The sequence below is a fragment of the Aminobacter sp. DSM 101952 genome, from assembly GCF_001424795.1.
Taxonomy (GTDB): Bacteria; Pseudomonadota; Alphaproteobacteria; order Rhizobiales; family Rhizobiaceae; genus Aminobacter; species Aminobacter aganoensis.
Genome location: NZ_LMCL01000015.1, coordinates 19,139 through 38,840, shown reverse-complemented (window position 1 = coordinate 38,840; position 19,702 = coordinate 19,139). Strand labels below are relative to the sequence as shown.

General features: G+C 64.7%; 10 protein-coding genes. All 10 read right to left on the bottom strand.

Features of this window, described 5'->3' with window-relative positions; all coding sequences use genetic code 11:
- Positions 1-52: 52 nt before the first annotated feature.
- The gene (locus ASC75_RS13350) at positions 53-409 is read right to left on the bottom strand and encodes a hypothetical protein (RefSeq protein ID WP_244487836.1); all 357 of its coding nucleotides are present in this window, start codon (positions 407-409) and stop codon (positions 53-55) included.
- 208 nt (positions 410-617) lie between these two features.
- Positions 618-977 (bottom strand): hypothetical protein, encoded by a 360-nt coding sequence (locus tag ASC75_RS26030; RefSeq protein ID WP_156381256.1) that lies wholly within the window; start codon positions 975-977, stop codon positions 618-620.
- Between the two features lie 39 nt (positions 978-1,016).
- A complete protein-coding gene (locus ASC75_RS13340) occupies positions 1,017-12,602 on the bottom strand; it encodes a DUF5801 repeats-in-toxin domain-containing protein (protein ID WP_055975963.1) in 11,586 nt (3,861 codons plus the stop codon).
- A 216-nt stretch (positions 12,603-12,818) separates the two neighbouring features.
- Complete coding sequence (locus tag ASC75_RS13335; RefSeq protein WP_055975960.1) at positions 12,819-13,865, bottom strand: Ldh family oxidoreductase; 1,047 nt, start codon at positions 13,863-13,865, stop codon at positions 12,819-12,821.
- 2 nt (positions 13,866-13,867) lie between these two features.
- Complete coding sequence (locus ASC75_RS13330) at positions 13,868-14,830, bottom strand: hydroxyacid dehydrogenase (RefSeq protein WP_055975957.1); 963 nt, start codon at positions 14,828-14,830, stop codon at positions 13,868-13,870.
- Positions 14,831-14,881: 51 nt separating this feature from the next.
- Entirely contained in the window at positions 14,882-15,670 is a 789-nt protein-coding gene (locus ASC75_RS13325; protein WP_055975955.1) for a FadR/GntR family transcriptional regulator, read from the bottom strand.
- On the bottom strand, positions 15,667-16,746 hold the full coding sequence (locus ASC75_RS13320; RefSeq protein ID WP_055975952.1) for a four-carbon acid sugar kinase family protein: 1,080 nt from the start codon (positions 16,744-16,746) through the stop codon (positions 15,667-15,669). The genes ASC75_RS13325 and ASC75_RS13320 overlap by 4 nt, the downstream gene beginning before the upstream one ends.
- Positions 16,743-17,735 carry an ABC transporter ATP-binding protein gene (locus tag ASC75_RS13315; protein WP_055975949.1) on the bottom strand — a complete coding sequence of 331 codons (993 nt, stop codon included), beginning with the start codon at positions 17,733-17,735 and terminating at the stop codon, positions 16,743-16,745. Before ASC75_RS13315 ends, ASC75_RS13320 begins: the two co-directional genes overlap by 4 nt.
- Positions 17,735-18,745, bottom strand: a complete 1,011-nt coding sequence (locus tag ASC75_RS13310) for an ABC transporter ATP-binding protein (RefSeq protein WP_055975947.1) — start codon at positions 18,743-18,745, stop codon at positions 17,735-17,737. The genes ASC75_RS13315 and ASC75_RS13310 overlap by 1 nt, the downstream gene beginning before the upstream one ends.
- On the bottom strand, positions 18,742-19,701 hold the full coding sequence (locus ASC75_RS13305; RefSeq protein ID WP_055976007.1) for an ABC transporter permease: 960 nt from the start codon (positions 19,699-19,701) through the stop codon (positions 18,742-18,744). Before ASC75_RS13305 ends, ASC75_RS13310 begins: the two co-directional genes overlap by 4 nt.
- Position 19,702 lies beyond the last annotated feature (1 nt).

Here is a 19,702-nt window from a genome sequence, read left to right as displayed (position 1 = left end):
AGACACCATCGGCGCGGCGAAGGCCACGGGAGAACGCGTGCCCGCTGCCCGGCTAGTTCATGTACTCGACCATGCGGCTGTGGAAGCATTCGCATTTGTTGAGGTAGTCTTCGTCGCGGTAGTTRGTCTTGAGGTAGCCATAGGCCTTGCCGCAGGCGACCTTGGCCTCGGAGGCCCAGACGAAGACCGGGCGCTTGGAATCGATCCACTGCGAGCTGTTCGCCGCCGCGACCGCCTCGTCCATCAGGCGCACGACCTCGGTCTTGAGCTCGCCGACATTCTCGTTCAGCGCCAGGCTGGAGGTGCCGGCCGTGGTGCAATAGCTGACCGTGGGCATGTCGATCAGGTCGGCCGCCACAGCCTGGCCGGCGAAGGCGGCCAGGCAAAGGCCGGCAACGGCCGACCGCATCTTCCAATCAAAAGCCATGAGAAATCCCCTCTCCTGCCGGCATGCCTTGGTCGCCGGCTGCAACCCGTTGACGTCCCCGCCCGGCAGCCCGGGCGTATTCACATTCTCAAAACGTGCCGTGCCCCGGCTCTTCCTCGAAGAGGATGGTGAAAGGCACCATGGCGACCATGGCATCCCCGGCCATGTCCGTTGCGNAGTATTCACATTCTCAAAACGTGCCGTGCCCCGGCTCTTCCTCGAAGAGGATGGTGAAAGGCACCATGGCGACCATGGCATCCCCGGCCATGTCCGTTGCAACGACGACGTCGACCGGCCCCGCCGCAGCCTCGACGCCAGGCGCCAGCAGATGCGGGATCAGGTCGGAGATCTCGATGACCTCGCCGAACAGCGCATCGGCGAGCGTCTCGCCGAGTGCCGCCTGGTCGGTCGCCGGCAACGGAGACGGGGCGAGCATGGGCAGGTCCGGGAAATCCGGCTCCGCCCGCCACTCCGCGATCCCCACGACATCAAGGGCGAGCGCCGCAGCACCCGCCCCTTCGTCCGTTGTGTCAGGTCTGTCGACCGTCATCGAAAACTGCAGTCCCTCTCAATCAACCCAGGCGCCATTCTATACGTTATCCGGGTTCTTGTTACCCGAACTGTTTTCGTACAGCACCTTCACGAGGTCATTAACTCCACTGCTATCGTAGCTGAAGTTCTGGAGAACTGCGACCTCCTGATAGGTGTTGGCATTGCTTGTATTGCCGTCGACGTCGACGCTGAGGATCGAAGTGCCGTTACCCTGGTCTTCGATCTTCACATAACCCGCCGTCTCCAGGTTGGTGTTGGGCGCTATGCCCTTCAACAGTTCGCTGAGATCGATCTGGTCACCCTCGGCCGGATTGAAGTCGGTGATGACGTCGTTGATCGCCCCCAACGTGTCGGCACTGATGACGAAGGTGTCGGCGCCCGATCCGCCGGTCATGGTGTCAGCGCCGTCACCGCCGTGCAGGATGTCGTTGCCATCGCCACCGAAGAGCAGGTCATTCCCGCCGTTGCCGATCAGCACATCGTTGCCGCCGTTGCCACGCATTTCGGTGGCCGCGTTGTTGATAAGATCGATCATCACATCGTCGGAACTGGTACCGTCCATGGCCCCGACGGTGTCATGCGATATCGAGACATCGGCTTTGCCGCCAGTGGCGTAGGCATATTTGAAATCGCCCCAGTCTGTGTCATCCCCCCACCATCCCGAGTTGTTCTTGACCGTCACGTAACCCGGATTCGTCGCCAGGCTTACCGACGCCAAGTCACTGGGATTACTGACCGTCGCAATGTTGAGCGAGGGATTGGGGCCGTCCGGATCATCGTTTGCCAGCAGCGCCCAATTGGGCAATTGCAGCACGCTACCATCAACTGGTGCAATGTTGACGATAACATTGTCATCCGTCGCTGCTGCAGCATCGTTGACAGCAGTAATGTTGATCGTTGCACTGTCACTTGCGATTTGTGTTCCGCCGGAGCCGGTGTTGCCACCGTCGCTAACCGTCAGCGTCAGAACCGCGCTGCTCGGCGGCGCATCGTTGTTCGCATTATAGCGAATAGTCCCAGCCGAGCCCGACCCCGTGTCGACACCACCCAGAAGATTGTTGATCTGGGCAATGGTACCGGTCAATGTTACGGAACCGGTGCCACTTCCGCTGACGGAAACGCCGCTATTCCCTCGTACGACATCCAGAATGCCGAATGTCACCGACAGTACGGCTGTCACGGTGCCTGAACCTGCATCCACATCCGCGATCGACAATCCGGTGCCATGCAATGTCAGGTTGGTTTGCTCGGTCGCGCTGTAGCTAGTGGGAGCAATGGCCGCTGTCGGTGCATCATTCACCGCCGCCAGGTTGATCGTCAGCGTGTTCGGCGACGTGTCGGTGTTCTTCCCGCCATTTGCCGTGCCGCCATTGTCGACCACCTGGAACGACAGGTTGACCGAGCCATTGGCATTCGCCGCGGGAACATAGGTCAGCTGACCGGCGGCGATCGCCGTTGACGAGATCGTCGCCCCGGCAAGCACAGCAACGCCGTTGAGCAGCAACTGGCCACCTGCCGGCAGTGTCGTGATGATCACCGACTGGAGCTGATGGTTGTCGCTGTCGGTGAAGCTGAAGTTGCCCGCCGTCAGCGTGACAGTGGTGTCTTCAGTGCCGTTGACAACGCCATCGATGCCGACTGGCGCCTGGTTGATGTTTTGGACCGTGATATCCAGGTTCGCCGACGCCGTGTCACCGTCACCGTCGCGAACGACGTAGGTGAAGTGCTCGACCCTGTCCTGGGTCACGCTTGCCGGCGCCTTGTAGCTCCAGTCGCCGGCGTTCTTTCCTCCAGCCGTTGCGAACTGGAAGGTGAAGGTTCCGCCAGTGGCCGTGTTCACGGTGAACGACGTTCCGGCGATCGCGCCACCGCTGGACTTGGCGATCGAATTGGCGCCGTTCCACGTGTAGGTCACGCCGTCGACCTCGATCGACAGGATACGGCCACCGTCGGCGCCGAAGCCGCCGTCATTGGAGAGCACGTTTCCGGTGGTCGAGCCCGGCAGGGTACCCGTCAGGGTAGAGCTCAGCTGCGTCGCATCCGTGATGACGATCGGCGGGAAGTTGGCATTGCCATTCGCCCAGGCAACAGGATCGAGCGCAGTGGTGCTCACGCCAGAACCGATGCCCACGGCGTAAACGTTGTCCACGGCGTCGTTGGTCGCGCCGTTGCCGTCAGGATTGACAAGGAAGTTCTGCCAAACCGTCGTTTCGCCGGCATCAAGCCCCGCCGAATTGGGATCGGGATCGCCGTCCGACAGGAAGTAGACATTGGTGAGATCGGCCGCAGTGGGCCCGGTGCCCCAGCTGGCGCGAACCGCCCCGGTTGCTGCATCGTAGTTGGTGCCGCCGCCGGTGACTCTGGTGTTGATGAAGCTCTCGATATCGGCCCTGTCGGCCGGATTGCTCCAGGTGCCCCATTTGGGATCGTTGACCTGGACCTGGTCGTAGAACTCAACAACCATCACCTGGTTGATGGTGACACCGCTCGAATTGAGCAAGTTGAGGGCCGCCGCCTTGGCCATGGCCAGCCGCGACTGAACGCCCGGGGTGTTGGGGTCCCCGTCATCGGCCATGCTGCCGGAGGTGTCGATGACCAGCACGACATTCATGCTCGGCTTGGCACCCTCGACAACCGTGGCCGTATCGTTCTTGGCCAGCGGCATGTCGTCATCGACCTTGATCGACAAACTGCCATTGGCCGTGTCGCCATTGCTGTCGGTGATGGTGTAGCCGAGGCTGATGTCGATATCGTCCTCGGTGCCAGCCGTCTTGTGGTCCAGCGGCTTGAGCAAGGTGAACTCATAGCTGGTGCCGGTGAGCGTGACCTTGAATGCAGCATTTGCCGCGGCCGCCGACGTGTCGGTGGTGCCGTACAGCGTCTTGGTGCCCGCATCCCAATGGTAGAACAGCTGCTGTCCGCCGGCGCTGACCGTCGGGTAACCGCTCGCCGTCACCGCAGCGCCGTTGGTGACGCCGAACGCCACGGATCCAGCCCCATCGGGACCGAAGCTGCCTAACGATCCCGTCAGGCCCGACTGCGCCGCATCACCGTCACTGTTCGTGTTGTGGTTGCCGGCAGCCAGATCGTCTTCATCGGCGGTCACCGCAGCAGAAGTCGCCGTGGGCGATGCGCTGTTGACCACCTTGATCACCTCGCTGCTGCTGTGCTCGTCGCCGTCGCGATCCACCACCTTGACGCCGAGCGTGAAGTTCTGGTCAGCGGCGACGGAGTTGTTGGGCGAAGCAAAGGTCCAGGTGCCATTGTCGTTGAAGGTGACCTTACCTCCGGCAACGTTCAACTCGAGGCTGCCAAAGGCCCCCGTCGTGACCGTCTGCGTTTGCGAACCCGCGGAGAAGACGATCTCCTTCAGTCCGTCGGCGCCGGCCGCCTGGCTCCAGGTGCCCGAAATCGAACTGCCCTCGGTTACCTGCGGGGCAACCGGATCGTTGTTGACGGCAGTGTTCGCAATCGGCGTGTCGTCGTCGATGACGACGGTGAAGCTGGTGGTGCCCGTGCTGCCGTCGGCATCAGTCACCTTCACGTCGACGGTGAACGGTGCCGTGTCGTCCTCCGTGCCGCTCACCGAGTGCTTGACCGGCTGCAGCAGCGTCATCTGGTAGGACGCACCCGTATTGGTCGGCGCGCCGACAACGATCCTGAACACCTGGTTGGCCGCATTGCCGGCATCGGCGCCGACATAACCAATCAGCTGGCTACCCACCCAGGCCGTCTTGACAGCCTGGCCGTCCAGCGTCTGAAGACCCGTCGCATCGCTCGCCGTCGACAGCGTCACGCTGCCGATGGCATCGCCCCCCAGCGTATAGCTGATCGTGCCAGACAGAGCCGGCGAGGCATCGTCCGTGCCACCCGCATTGCCGTTTGCACCGGCGATGTCGTCTTCATCGGCAACAAGCTGCGTCGCCGATACGCCGACCCCCGTCACTCCCGTGTCGGTGACCTGGAACGTCACCTTCTTGGTGATCGCATCGCCATCCTTGTCGGTGACCGTGTAGCTGAACGTCTCCGTCGCGCCCGAGGTGCCGACATTGGTGGCCGGCGTGTAGATCAGGTGGCCATTGTTGTCGATCAACAACGTGCCGCTGGTGCCGCCGGTGTTGCTGAAGGCGATCTGCTGCAGCGTGCCGGCAAGACCGTCGGCGCCGGCGTTGATCCCCAGCAGGGTCGTCGCAACGCCAAGATCCTGCGTCCCGCTGCCCTCGACGTAGCTGCCGCCCGGATGGTTCCCGGCGACAGGCACGTCGTCGTCGATGGTGACGGTGAAGCCAGTCGTGCCGGTGCTGCCGTCGCCGTCCGTGACCGTTGCGGTGACCGAGATCGACAGATCGTCCTCGAACGCCGTCTCGGCGCCATCGTTCAGCCCATCCTCGTCATGGGCGGGATGCGCGACCGGCTGCAGCAGTTCGACCGTGTAGGAGGCGCTGTTGGCGGCGTTCGACGCCGTGCCGACCGCCGTCAGCGTGATCCTGAACACCACGTCGGACGGATTGGTGCCGTAGCCGACCAGAACCTTGCCGATCGGATCCCACTGCGTGCTGATCGACGTACCGTCCAGCTTGGTGAAGCCGACGGTCGCCGAAAGTGCGACCGAAGCACCGTTACCGTCCGCACCCAACGTGTAGCTGATCGTGCCGCCCGGAACCGGCGTCGTCAGATCGCCGGGCCCATCGGCAACTCCGCCAGCGCCGGCGATGTCGTCCTCATCAACCAGGGCATCGGTCGCCGACAGGTTGCTGACGCCGGTGTCGGAGATCTCGAACGTCACCTGCTTGGTGATCGCATCGCCGTCCTTGTCGGTGACCGTATAGCTGAACGTCTCCGTCGCACCCGAGGTGCCGACATTGGCGGCCGGCGTGTAGATCAGGTGGCCGTTGTTGTCGATCGACAGCGCACCGCCAGTGCCGCCGGTGTTGTTGAAGGCGATCTGCTGCAGCGTGCCGGCAAGACCGTCGGCACCGCCGCTGATTCCGAGCAGGGTTGTCGCAACGCCAAGATCCTGAGTCGCGCTGCCCTCGACGAAGCTGCCGCCCGGATGGTTGCCGGCAATCGGCACGTCGTCGTTGAACTCGATCGCCAGCGTACCGGTATCAGTGTCGGCAGCTGACGTGTCGGTGTCGGAGTCGCCAACCGTGAATGTGATCGGCGGGATGACGCTGACACTCGCCTCCGAGTTGTCTGCATTGGCGTGCAGCACAGGTATCTTCAGCGCCAGGTCGTAATGGCCGCTGTTTGGATTGAGCACGATCTCGAACAGAACCTGGCCGGTTCGCGGGGCAGCAACCGCGCCTGGCGCCGCCCCCGAGACGGTTGCCGTCAACGTGTTGCCGACGAGGCTGTAGGAGACCATTTCCTGACCAACCTGCGCGGACTGGCCACTCATGCCGGCGAAGCTGAACACCAGTGCGCCATCGCCGCCGCTGCCCTGCAGCGCGCCGGAGAAGGTCGATTCCTTGCCGTCATTGTCGTTGTCTGGGACTGCGATATCCTGGAGACCACCAGTATTGGCACCGGACAGGCCGTCGTCATCGACGGCCGCCGAAGCGTCGATGGCCACGGGCTTCGAGCCGCCGAGCTTGATATCGAAGGCATCGGAGACCGAGTCGCCATCGCCGTCCTTGCCGGTGACCTGGAAGTTCAGCTTGTCGATGACCGCATCGCCGTGCGTTTCGCCACCGACGCTGATGAGCTTGAACTTCGGAGCAGGACCATCCACTCCAACCGTCGTCACTTCGAGGCTGAAGAACTTCTCGCCAAGAGGCGGCGTGATCGTCACGGTGCCGTCCGAACTGAAATCCGCGCTGCTGCCAGACGCGACAATGTTGCCGTCCTGATCCTTTGCGACCCAGTCCAGGCGAACCGTTCCGTTGCCAAAATGGTTGACGCCCAGCTTGGCCGAGGTCATCTCGACATCGTAAACGATGGCAAACTTCTCGCCGGGGTTCATGCCATTGTTGCCAATGCCGATGCCATCACCGGAACCGCTGAGCAGACCGCCGTCGAGGCCCTTGAGCGTGAAGCCTTCGTAATCCTTGGTCGCGGTCGGCCCAAAGCCGCTCGAAACTGAGACTTCCGGCAGCGTGTTGCCGCCGCCCGGCAGCGAGTTCACCTGGTTGAAGGTGTAGGTGCCGTCGCCATTGAGCTGAAGCGTATAGAGCGTTGCGCCGCCCTGACCCCCAATCGTGGCTGTCAGGGTCTTGCCGTCGCCAGAGAGGGTGGTGGTGACGCCTTCAAGCTCTGGCCAACCGGTGATGCGGAGGCCGTCCGTCGCGTGCTGACCGTCCTCGCCAAAGGCAAGGTTCAGATCGCCTGTCACTGCCGTATTGTAGGCCGACACCGCGCCGTCCTCGATGCCGCCATTAACGAATTCCGGGCTGTCGTCGTCGACGCTGATGGCGACCGTGCCGGTCGCGGTGTCGCCATCGCCATCGGTGATGGTGAAGCCGAAATCGAGCGGACGATTGTCTTCGAAAGACGTCTCCTCTTCGCTCGTGGCAGGGTTGTCAGTAACCGAATGCACCAGCGGCTGAAGCATGGTCAGCGTGTAGTTGCCCGACGCGTCGATGGTCAGGGTGTAGACGGTGACAGTGCCGACATTGGGCACGTCCATCGTGCCGGTCAGCGTACCGCCGGCACCATTGGCCACCCAGGCCTGATTGTTGACATTGTACTGCGTGCCGACATTGGTCGTCGGGTCGACATAAATCGCCTGGAGACCCGCAACGCCCGTCGCGGCGATCGACTTCAGGCCGTCACTGCCGGCGTCGAAATTGATCTTGCCGGTGGCGACATTGCCCGCGCCGTCATCGCCCGGGCCGCCCGGAATGCCCGCGGCACCGCCCGGGACGTTCTCGTCGTCGATGGTCGTGGTGTAGACCGCCTTGAGGCTGACCTTGTCGAGCAGCGCGCCCACTTCGTCCTGCGCACCGGTACCGGTGAAGGCCAGAACCGCGTTGTTGACGGGTGCTGTCACGGTAACCGTGATCGGATACCAAGTGCCGGGCTGGTAGTTGCCTGCGCTGGAGTTGAACACCTCCACGCCACCGAAGGTGACCTTCATGCCAGCAGTCGTGGCATCGCCGCGCGGTGAATAGTAGAAGGTGAGCTGATAGGTTTGGCCAGCTTCCGTACCATTGACCACCTGCTGAATGGTGGCATTGGTGTCACCGGTCGGATTGATATCGCCGACATTGCCATTGGCCGGATTGCCCTCGGTGTCGGAGTCGAGCTCGACTACCGCCGTGCCGCCTCCAACGGGAGCACCGATGCCGCCCGCGCCGCCTGTCTGAACTTCGAACGGCACGTTGCCGCCCGAGTTCCAGCCCGGCAGCTGGTGGAATATCTCCCAGTCCTGGCCGCCCAGAACATTTCCATGACCCAGTTCGAAGCTGCCGTTGACGACGAGTTCGTCGCCGAGCGCCGGCACCGTCGGGACGACCGAGATCAGCTTCGGGCCGTCGTCCTCGAACTTGATGGCATTGCCGACATTGACGGTGGCGCTTGTGGTGTCGCCGTCGCCATCCCTGGCGGTCAGGACAACCCTGATGTTGTTGGCTGCGAGCGACAGTTCCTCGTCATGGCTGGAGCCCTGGGTCGGATGCTGCAGCGAGACGTATTGCACGAGCGTGACCACGCCGGTCACCGGGTCGATGCCGACGGCGAATGCCGCAGGATCACCCTGGTCGATCTGGCCGCCGGCAGCGTCGAAGCGGCCGACGATGATGCCCCCTTCGTTGAACAGCTGGATCGCCCGACCTTCGGTGGTGAGCAGGGTCGTGCTTGCGGCACCGATATTGAGCGCGTAGGTCAGCCCGCCGGCGCCATCCGCACCATAGTCGACGTTTGCCGTGACGATGGCGCCCTGCGACTGGGCAACCCCGATGGGGCCGACGCCGCCATTGACGTGCGGGTCGCTGCCCGGATTGTTAACGTTGAGCGGCGAGATCGTACCATTGTCGTTGGCGTCGGGATCGTTGCCGGGCGTTTCGTCGTGAACGACGCCAGCACCCGCGACGGGCGCCGTGATCCTGGGACTGTCGTCCTCGAACACGATCTTGTTGCCGATGGTGACCGACTTCTCGACCGTGTCGCCATCATTGTCGGTCGCCGTGAGGACGACCTTGACGAGGTTGCCCAGATTGACCGGCTCGTCGTGCGAATTCTGCGAGCCATTGCCCTGCTTCGGATGCTCCAGCGACAGATACTGGGCGATGCTGACGCCACCGTCCTGGTCGAGGGCGACCGCAAAGGCGATCTGGCCGTTCGGATTCGCCGATCCATCGGCATTATCCACGCGACCGACGATCAAGCCGTCCACGAGGTAGAGCGAGATCTGGCTGCCGGACGTCGTCTTGAGGCCGGAGTCGGTGCCATTGCCGCCATTGAGGGCAAGCGCGATCGACATCGTGATCGGCTCATCGGCACCCGGTTCGAAAGCATCGGCGCCGTAGCTGACCACGTTGCCCTGATGCGCGTAGCCGAGGGCGGCGGGCTGATTGAGCGAGGCAAAGCGGTCGGCGATGACCGACGGGTCGGCGTCATCGCCCTGGAGGCCTGCCGTCTCGTCATGCGTCACCGCAGCGCCGGTCGCCTTGATGTGGACCTGCGGGATGTCGTCGACAACGGTCACGTTGACCTTGCCGGACAGGGTCACGGAATCGCCGTCCCTGTCCGTGGCCTGGATGACGGAGCCGAAGTCGATCGACGACACCGGCGCGCCGTTGGCCTGCAGATCCTCATTCTGATTGGCGCCGGATGGCGGCGCGACATGGTCGAGTTGGTCGAGCAGGCGGAAAGTGAAGTCGCCGTCGCCGTCGAGCGTCATCGTGAAGACAGGGCGATCCTGGAGAAGGTCGTAATGACCATTGCCGTTGTCGACGAAGGCGACGAGCGTGTTGCCGACCACGGCATAGCTCAGCGGCGAACCCTTGGACTGCAGACCAAGCGCTTCCATCTGGTCTGCTGCCGTAGCGGTGAAGCCGAACCCACCGCCGGCAGCGGCGCCGTCAGTGCCGAAGTTGACCAAGCCTGCGACCGATCCCGTGGCTTTTGCCGCGCCGGTGAACCATTCGGTGTCGCCGTCGGGCGACGTACCGTGCGAAAACGCCGTCCAGAGGTCGTCCTCGTCGACCTTGACGGACGCATCGCCCGGCTTGACCGACGGGCCGTCATCCTTGAACACCAGATTGTCACCGATGTTCAGCGTCGCCGACTGGCTGTCGCCGTCGGCGTCGGTGACCGTCGCGGTCAGCTTGACCAGATCTTCGGCCAGGCTGCGGGCGTCGTCGTGATCGTTGGTATTTTCGTGGCGAACCGAGCGAATTTGATCAAGCGTGACATCGCCGTTGGCATTGACCTTGACGGTGAACACGAGGCTATTGCCGACGGCAGTCCTGCCCTCCACAACACCGTTGTTCATGCTCAGGACGACCTGCTGGCCGGTCGCGGTGTCGGTCAGGCCGGAAACGCCGGCAACGACGCTCAGAGCGTAAGTGACCGATCCGGGGCCATCGGCGCCATAGGAAGCGACAAAATTGTTGGCGAATGACGCGGTCGCGTTGGTGCCGAGGCTGCTGTCGTCGACCGTCAGCACGGGGCCTTCGCCGGACCCTGCGATGGTGGGCGTGTCGTCGTCGACGTTGATTTGCAGCGTACCGTTGGCGGTGTCGCCGTCATTGTCGGTGACCTGGTAGGTCAAGTTGAAGATCTGGTTGTTTTCGTTGCCGCCCGTTGCGTGCTGGATCGGCGCGTTCTGCGTCACGGTGTAGGCACCGGTGGCGCTGTCCAGCGTGACGGTGAGCACCTTGGTGCCGTTCTGGAAGACCTCTAGGGCACCGTTGGTACCGGGCTTGTACTCGAAGCCGGTGGGGGCGCCGCTCACCAGCCAGGCGACCGAGCCGCCATCGGCGCCGAAATCGAAGCCGAGAGTGCCCGAGGTATTGGCGCCGTCATCGTCGTCGCCGACTGCAGGCGTACCAGCATTGCCGCCGTCCATCGCATCATCGTCGAGAAGCACCACCGCATTTTCGGAAACGCTGGGGCCGTCGTCATAGAAGCGGATCAGGCCGCCGACCTGCGCGCCACCGAAAACGCTGTCATTGTCGAAATCGGTTATGGTCACTGTGGCGTTGACGAGGCCGGACAGGCTGAGGAAGTCGTCGTGGGCGGCCGGCGTGTCGCCGTCGGCGTTGTGCTCAAGCGGCACGTTCTGCGTGACGGTCAACGTGCCGTTGGCGTTGATCTTGACGGTGAACGCGGTCTGCTGACCGTTGTTCTGGTACACGCCGGCGATGGTCGTCGGATCGACCTGGACCAGCGAGATCGGGAAGTCGCCGATGGCGGTCTTCAAGGTCGAAACACCGCCGGTGAGGGAGAGCGCGTAAGAAATGCCACCGCCAGCGGCAGCGCCGTCGGCACCGAAATGCGCGTCGAGGTCCAGGACCGGGCTGCCGCTCGTGACCTCAACCGGATAGCCGGCCGTCGTGCCTGCCGTCGTTTCATCAACGACCGCGGAACCGCCCAGTCCCACGGAGGTGATTTTCGGGCTGTCGTCCTCGATTTCGATCGTCACATTGGCCGTCGCCGAGCCACCGTTGGGATCCTTGACTGTCACCGGCACGTCGATGCCGACGACATCCTCGGCACCCTGTTCCGGATGATCGATCGGGCCCAGGATCGTAACCTCGAACGCACCCGTGCCGGGGTTGGTGATCTCCAGGCGGATGATCTCCTGATCCGGACCTTCGCCACCATCGATCTTGCCGACCAGCAGGTTCGGGCCGACGAGTTCCCAGGTGATCGGCTGGCCGCCGGAGGAGAGGCCGGGCGTGGTGGGCAGGCCGAGGCTGTAGGTCAGCGAATCGCCATTGGGATCGGTCGCGCCGAAATTGCCTGTGTACACGGGGGAATCGGAACGGTCGTCGGGTGAGCCCGAGCCATCCTTGATACCGCCCTGGAGCCCTTCTTCGGAAAGGCGGATCGAGAAGCCGGCGAACTCGGGATCGGCGTTCTCGCCGAGGGTCAGTTCGCGGCCATCATATTGCGGGAAGGCCAGCGCGGTGGGCGGCAGCAGGGCAGACAGGTCGAAGCCATTGCCGATGCCGCCGGCGGGCAGCTCGAAATTGCCGCCGGAGCTGCTGGTCGAGCCAGAGGCGGCCGAAATGGAACCGTCGGCACCGAATGCGACGTTGATGCCGCCGGCCTCGAGCGCAGCGATCAGGGCAACGCGCGGAACCTCGACATCGCCGAGCAGGAAGGTCGGCACGTTGGCCGCGGCGTCCTTGATGACGATGACGCTGCCGTCGGCCTGCTCGAGAACCAGGTTGTCGCCGTCGACCTTGATGTTGTCGATCGAGACATTGGCCGGCAGGTGCACGACATTGGAAGCGTCGGCGACATATTCGGCCTGGGCCTCAGCCGGGGCCGCCGCGGCCGGCTGGGTCTGCTGGACCGGCTGGCCGGAACCTGCATCGACGGGAACGGGATCGGCCTGCGCTGCCGGCTGCTGCGGCGAGACGCCCTCGGCCTGTGCCAACTGGACCGTGCCTGCTGCCGAAGCACCTTCAGCCGCACCCGAGACGTTCTCAAACTCAATACTGGTCGCCATCGCCAAATCCCCCTGCCTAATTGGCCCGACAGAACAAGGCGCCAATCGTCATTGCAACCTATGGGGATCGACTAATATATATCTTGGTATGCGATCTTTTCTATTTTTTTCTTTTGGTAAACCGGCAGTGCATATCTTGGTATATAAAATTTTAGCGTTCGAAGACTCAATTGATCAACGAATGGTTGCGCCGCCGGGCGCCGGGCGCCACACGCACTAGGTGAAATCGACGCCGAGCCGGGTTGCCTCGACACGCAGCTTGTCGAACACGCCTTCGTGCAGCGCAATGCCCTGGACCAGGGCCTGACGCTTGCGGCGGGCGGCGCTTTCGCCCGGCAGGCGGACCCGCTCGACACCCTGGCGCGGGGGATTGGTGCGGCAGGCGTCGGCCAGCCAGCCGGTCTGGCTGACAAAGGCGGCCTCGCCGGCGAAGGCGGTGGGGTCGATGACCTGCAGGAAGACCGAGGCGTTGGTGCCCTCGGGTTTGTCGGCGCGGCCGAAACCGGCCAAGCCTTGCGTCAGGGCTTCGACCAGGATCGCCAGCGCATAACCCTTCTGGCCGTGGTCGAGGCCGCCGGCGGGCAGGATGGTGCCGCCGTCGTTGAGCACGCGGGGATCATTGGTCGGGTTGCCTTCACGGTCGAGCAGCCATTGATGCTCGAACTTGCGGCCCTCGGCGATCAGCCGGGAGCTCATGTTGTTGGTGGTGATCGAGGCGCTGACGTCGATCAGGATCGGATCGCCATCGGTCGGGATGCCGGCGGCAATGGGGTTTGGCGTGAAGACGCCGCGCGTGCCGCCGAAAGGGGCGACCGAGGCGCCCGACGGGCTGGAGCTGGCAAGCAGCGCCATGTAGCCGCGATCGGTGGCGCGGGTGAGGTAGGCGGCGAGGCAGCCGATGTGGTGGCTGTTGCCGATGGCTATGGTGACGGTACCGTAGGTCGCGGCGCGCGCGACGGCGAGGTCCATGGCGGTTGCCGTCAGCCAGGCGCCGGGCAGGCGCAAACCGTCCCAGGCGACGCAGGCGCCACGATCGGAAATGACTTTGGGCGCGCCTGACTTGGTCATGACGCCATTGCGGATGCTTTCGAGATACCAGGGCGCGAGCGCCAGCCCGTGGGTGGTGTGGCCCATCAAATCGGCCTCGACCAGGATCTCGGCGACGGCATGGGCCTTGTCCGGATCGAGGCCAGCCGCCTTGAACAGGGCGAAGGCGAGATCGGTCAGCGCATCGGCGTCGTGGCGCGTGTCATCGGAGGCCATGGTCAAACCCTTACAAAGAGGTTCCGGGCGAGCGGCTCGCCGCGGAGGAAGGCGAGCACGCTGGTCGCCGTCATGATCGATACGGCGCGGCGTGCGTCTTCGGTGACGCCAGCGACATGCGGTGTCAGGATCACGTTGGGCAGCTGCCACAAAGGACTCTGGACCGGCGGCTCCTCGGCGAAGCTGTCGAGCCCTGCCCCCGCGATGACGCCCGACTGAAGTGCTGCGATCAGCGCCGGTTCGTCGACGACCTCGCCGCGCGCCGTGTTGATGAGGTAGGCCGTGGGTTTCATCAGTGCGATCTCACGCGCGCCGATCAGGTTGCGCGTGCCATCGGTCAGCGGGCAGTGCAGGCTGACGACATCGCTTTCGGCAAGAAGCGTATCGAGCGATGTTGCGCGGGTGACGCCGCCGGAGAAAGCCTCATCGGGCGCAAACGGATCGTAGGCCGAGACCTGCATGCCAATGGGAGCAACCATGCGGGCGAGGATCTGGCCGATCAGGCCGAAGCCGACGAGACCTAGCTTCCGGCCGCGCAGCTCGCTCCCGGCATAAAGCTTCTTGTCCCACAGGCCGTTGCGGATGTGGCCGTCCTGGCGCAGGAAATCCTTGGTCAAGGCGAGGATCAGCCCGAGCGCGTGTTCAGCCACCGAATGGGCGTTGGCGCCGGTCGCCATGATGACCGGAATGCCGAGCGCCTTGGCCGCCGCAACATCGATGTCATTGGTGCCGACGCCGTGCTTGGCGACGATCTTCAGCTTGCGCGAGGCAGCCAGCATGTCGCGGTCGACAAGTTCCACCAGCCGCACCACCAGTGCTGCCGGCTGGTGTTTGTCGATCAGCGCCAACACCTCCGGCTTCGTCGGGTAGGGTTCGGTCGAGATGCACTCGATGCCCGCGTTTTCGAGCATGGCAAGGCCCTCGGCAGCCATGCGGCCACCGACCATAACGATCGTCGTTGTCATCTGTCTTTCCTGTCGTGCCGCGAGCGCGGCTGGAGTTCTGCCGACCCGGGGTCAGCGCGAGAGGTCGAGCACCTTGTTTTCGAACAGGCGGTTGCGCGAGCCTTCGAGGTGCTCGCGCATGAGGTCGCGAGCCAGCTCGGCCTCGCCGGCGGCGATGGCGTCGCAGATGCCGCGATGTTCGTCGTAGACCTGCTCGAGCTTGGTCAGCGGACCCATCAGCGACAGGCCGTGCAGGTTCATGCCGACGGCGATGTGCTGGCGCAGGGCGTCGAGGCAGGCGGTGTAGTAGTGGTTGTTGGCGGCCTCGGCCACCGAGCGGTGGAACAGGAAGTCGACGTCGGAGCGGTGGGTCTGGTCGCGCGTGGCGTCACGCAGCTCGGACAGCGCGGCGCGCATCTTCTGCATCGCGGCGTCGTCGTGGCGGAGGGCGGCGAAATAGGCCGCCTCCGGCTCGATGGTCAGGCGGAACTCGTAGCAGCGCTGGATGTCGGCGATGGTCTTGACCGGGGAGAAGCCGAGGCTGGTCTTCTGGGTGTCGAAGACACGGACATAGGTGCCCGAGCCCTGGCGGGAATAAACCAGCCCGACGTCGCGCAGGCGGCCGAGCGCGTCGCGCACCACGGGGCGGGAAACACCGAGCAGCGTCGCCAGGTCGTGCTCGCCCGGCAGCTTGGAACCGGAGGGGAATTCGCCCGAGACGATGCGCTCCTGAAGCTGATCGAACACCTTGTCGACCAGCTTGGGTGCCTTCGAAGCGCCCTTCGTGCCGCCGTTGCCCGGCTTTTCGTCGGTCTCGACCGCTTCGGGCTCTGTTCCGTCGTGCTGCAATTCGGTCGTCATGTCTGTTCCGCCTGTTCCCCGCTCGGTGGCCGCAAGAGATCGGAGAGAACCGCGACCGTCCCGAATCCGCCGGATTTTACGACACAGCGCAGCCCCTCGCCATGGCGTGTCGCGATGGTGAACCAGGGCAGGCCCGGCGCCACCTCGCCCTGCGGAAATAGCACGTCGGCGCCGAGCGCGCCAAGTATCGCCAGTGCCGTGTCGCCGCCGCCCATGACGAGCGTGGCGGGGCGAAGGTGCTCAACTGCGGCGGCGACCTGCTCGGCGAAACGGGCGGCGATACGGGAGGGATCCTCGATCATGTCGCCAGTGCAGCGCACGACCATCGGCAAAGCGCTGTCATCCGACAGGACAAAGCGACCGTTCGGGGCATCGACGCTACCGACGTCGGGATTGCCAGCGAGCAGAGTTGCGACCTGCTGGTCGGTGATCGGATCGCGCGAGCCGAAAGCAAAGAGCATGTTTCCGTCGCTTGGCGGTGGCGATGCGTGCTCCGAATTGTCCTCGTCGAGGTGCCGCGCGAAGGCGAGGCCCAGACCTCGCGCGCCGACGGCAACGCTGTTGCTCCAATCGGTGCCGGCGACGACGCGGTCGAGGTCGGCATCGGCGGCGGCGTTGCGGACGGAGACGCGCCTGGCGCAGCCGGCGAATGCCGCCAACACCGGCAAGGGTGCATCGACGCCGCGGCCGACGACGGCACCGTCGCGCGTCGTGCGGCCCTGGTCCGGAACAGCAGGTGCCACCACCAGCGCGTCGCGGCCCGACGCCTCGGCGAGTGCGTCCGCCTCCACGCAGACATTGCCCTTCAGGCGGGAGTCGATCTTCTTCATGACGATGCCGGGAGCATGCGGCATCAATTGCTTCGCCACGTCGCGCACCCTGGCAGAGGCAACATCCGCCGGCAGCGCCCGCGACGCGGTGCTGACGGCAAAGACATCCGGCCTGCCGGCAAGAGCCTTGCCGGTCGCCTCGGGGGTCATCGCCACCGCGACCTTGAGGCCTGACGCGACGAAGGGCGCCGAGGTGTCGAGCGCTCCGGTCAGGTCGTCGGCGACGATGGCGAGCATCAGCGTCATCCAGCCGTTTCCATGCCCACGGCGTGGCAGGCGACGTGGTGGCCGGGAACGACCTCGCGCCACTCGGGCACGACGGCCTTGCACTTGTCCATGGCGATGGGGCAGCGGGTGTGGAAGCGGCAGCCTGCCGGCGGGGCCAGCGGGCTCGGCACGTCGCCGGTCAGGATCTGGCGCTGGCGGGTCTTTTCGAGCTCGGGATCGGCCTCGGGCACCGCCGACAGCAACGCCCTAGTGTAGGGATGCAGCGGATTGGAGAACAGCTGCTCGCGGGTCGCGAGTTCGGCCATGCGGCCGAGATACATGACGCCGACACGCGTGCTGATGTGGCGGACGACGGCAAGGTCGTGGGCGATGAACAGGTAGGTCAGCCCATACTTTTCCTGCAGGTCGAGCAGCAGGTTGATGATCTGCGCCTGCACCGAGACGTCGAGCGCCGAGATCGCCTCGTCGCAGACGATGAATTTCGGCTGGCAGGCAAGCGCCCGGGCGATCGCCACGCGCTGGCGCTGGCCGCCCGACAGTTCGTGCGGATAGCGCTGGGCGAAACGCGCGGGCAGGCCGACATCGGCGAGCAGGCGCGAGACGCACTCGGGCAGCTCGGCCTTGGTGGCGAGCTTGTGGAACAGGATCGGCTCGCCCACCACCTCGCCGATGGTCATGCGCGGGTTGAGCGTCGAATAGGGATCCTGGAAGACGATCTGCAGCTCGCGGCGATAGGGCCGCATGCGCTTTTCGTCGAGCGAGACGATGTTCTCGCCCTGGAAGGTGACCTTGCCCGAGGTTGCCTTCTGCAGGTTGAGCAAGGTGAAGCCGGTGGTCGACTTGCCGCAGCCGGATTCGCCGACAAGCGACAACGTCTCGCCGGCGAAGATGTCGAAGTTGACGTCGTCGACGGCGTAGACGGTTGCGCCACGCTCGCCGAAGGCGCCGAGGCGGACGACGAAGTGCTTGACGAGGTTCTCGACCTTGATCAGCGGTTCGGCAGCCATCACGCGGCCTCCATCATCTGGCGCTGGGCGACGAAGCAGGCGACGCGGTGGCCGCCCGATCCCGCGACCGGCTCGAGCACCGGCACGCGCTCATGGCAAACGCTCTCGGCCAGTCCGCAGCGCGGCGCGAAGGGACAGCCCTTGGGGCGGCGGCCTGGTTCGGGCGGGGTGCCGCCGATGGAGGACAGCCGGCTGGCGCGTTCGTCGGAGAGCTTGGGGATCGAGGCCAAGAGACCGCGCGTATAAGGATGCGTGGGACGGGCGAAGAGTTCGTTGACCGGCGCGTCCTCGACGACGGTGCCGGCATAGAGCACGGCGACGCGGTCGACGAGGCCGGCGATCAAGGCGAGGTCGTGGGTGATCCACACCACCGACATGTTGAGCTTCTTGCGCAGGTCCTTCACCAGGTCGACGATCTGGGCCTGGATGGTGACGTCGAGCGCGGTGGTCGGCTCGTCGGCGATCAGGAGTTCCGGGTCGCAGGCGAGCCCGATGGCGATCATGACGCGCTGGCGCATGCCGCCGGAGAGCTCGTGCGGGTAGGCCTCGATGCGCTGCTCGGGGCCGGGGATGCCGACGAGGCGCAAAAGCTCGATGGCGCGGACGCGCGCATCGGCCTTGTTCATCTTGCGGTGGTAGATCAGCGGCTCGCACAGCTGGTCGCCGATGCGCATCACCGGATTGAGCGAGGTCATCGGATCCTGGAAGACGAAACCGATCTTGCCGCCGCGCACCTGGCGCAGCTCGGACTTCGACATCTTGAGCAGGTCGCGGCCGGCGAACTCGGCGGTGCCGCCCTTGACCCTGATCTTGTTGGGCAGGAGCCGGACCAGGCTCAGCATGGTCAGGCTCTTGCCGCAGCCGGATTCGCCGACGACGCCGAGCGTCTCGCCCTTGCCGACGGTGAGGTCGATGCCGTCGACGATGACGGCAGGGCCGCGGCGGGTGTCGATCTCGATGGTCAGGCCGCGCACGTCGAGCAGCGGCTTGTTGTCTGCGGGAGCGGTCATTTGCTGCCCCTCGGATTGAGAGCGTCGTTGAGGCCGTCGCCGAGGAACGAGAAGGCGACGGTGGCGAGGCCGAGCACGGCGGCGGGTGCTGCCAGCAGGTGCGGATAATGCTGCCAGACACGCAGGCCGTCGGAGATCATGTTGCCCCAACTGGGCGTGGGCGGATTGACGCCGACGCCGAGGAAGGAGAAGGCGCTTTCCAGAACCATGGCGGTGCCAAGGCCGGCGCTGACCGAGACGATCAGCGGGCCGATGGCGTTGGGAACGATGTAGCGCATCAGGATCAGGCGGTTGGTGAGGCCGAGCGCACGGGCGGCGGTGACATAGGGCCGGCCGCGGATCGACAGCACCTGGGCGCGGACGAGGCGGGCATAGGGCGGCCAGCTGATCAGCGCCATCGAACCGAACACCAACAGGAAATCGACCCAGATGGTTTCGCGGTAGAACGGGTTGAGCGTCGCCTGGTAGCGCGCCTCCATCCAGGCGGTGATCGGCGTCTTGAGCGAGGCGTTGATGACGACGACCAGCAGCAGGTTGGGAACCGACATGGTCATGTCGGTGAACCACATGACGACGCGGTCGAACATGCCGCCGAAGAAGCCGGCCATGGCGCCGAGGGTGACGCCGATGACGACCGCAATTGCCGTCACCACGATCGCCACGACAAAGGCGGTGCGGGTGCCATAGACGACGCGGGAGAAGACATCACGGCCGAGGTCGTCGGTGCCGAACAGATGCGCCAGCGACGGCGCCTGGTTGCGGGCGCTGAGGTCCTGGGTCAGGAAGTCGTAGGGCGTGAGCCACGGACCGAAGACGGCGACGAAGGCGAGCAGGATGACCACGGCGAGACCGGCGACCGCCAGCTTGTTGCGCAGCAGGCGGTGCCAGGCATCGCGCCACAAGCTGACGGGGGGCTCGTCGTCGGCCACTGTCGAGGAGAGATTGACGGGTGTCATC

Excerpts from the sequence above, each read along its gene's own strand:
- ASC75_RS13340 (WP_055975963.1), bottom strand. The coding sequence starts at position 12,602 with ATGGCGACCAGTATTGAGTTTGAGAACGTCTCGGGTGCGGCTGAAGGT.
- ASC75_RS13335 (WP_055975960.1), bottom strand. The coding sequence starts at position 13,865 with ATGGCCTCCGATGACACGCGCCACGACGCCGATGCGCTGACCGATCTC.
- ASC75_RS13330 (WP_055975957.1), bottom strand. The coding sequence starts at position 14,830 with ATGACAACGACGATCGTTATGGTCGGTGGCCGCATGGCTGCCGAGGGC.
- ASC75_RS13320 (WP_055975952.1), bottom strand. The coding sequence starts at position 16,746 with ATGACGCTGATGCTCGCCATCGTCGCCGACGACCTGACCGGAGCGCTC.
- ASC75_RS13325 (WP_055975955.1), bottom strand. The coding sequence starts at position 15,670 with ATGACGACCGAATTGCAGCACGACGGAACAGAGCCCGAAGCGGTCGAG.
- ASC75_RS13315 (WP_055975949.1), bottom strand. The coding sequence starts at position 17,735 with ATGGCTGCCGAACCGCTGATCAAGGTCGAGAACCTCGTCAAGCACTTC.
- ASC75_RS13305 (WP_055976007.1), bottom strand. The coding sequence starts at position 19,701 with ATGACACCCGTCAATCTCTCCTCGACAGTGGCCGACGACGAGCCCCCC.
- ASC75_RS13310 (WP_055975947.1), bottom strand. The coding sequence starts at position 18,745 with ATGACCGCTCCCGCAGACAACAAGCCGCTGCTCGACGTGCGCGGCCTG.
- ASC75_RS26030 (WP_156381256.1), bottom strand. The coding sequence starts at position 977 with ATGACGGTCGACAGACCTGACACAACGGACGAAGGGGCGGGTGCTGCG.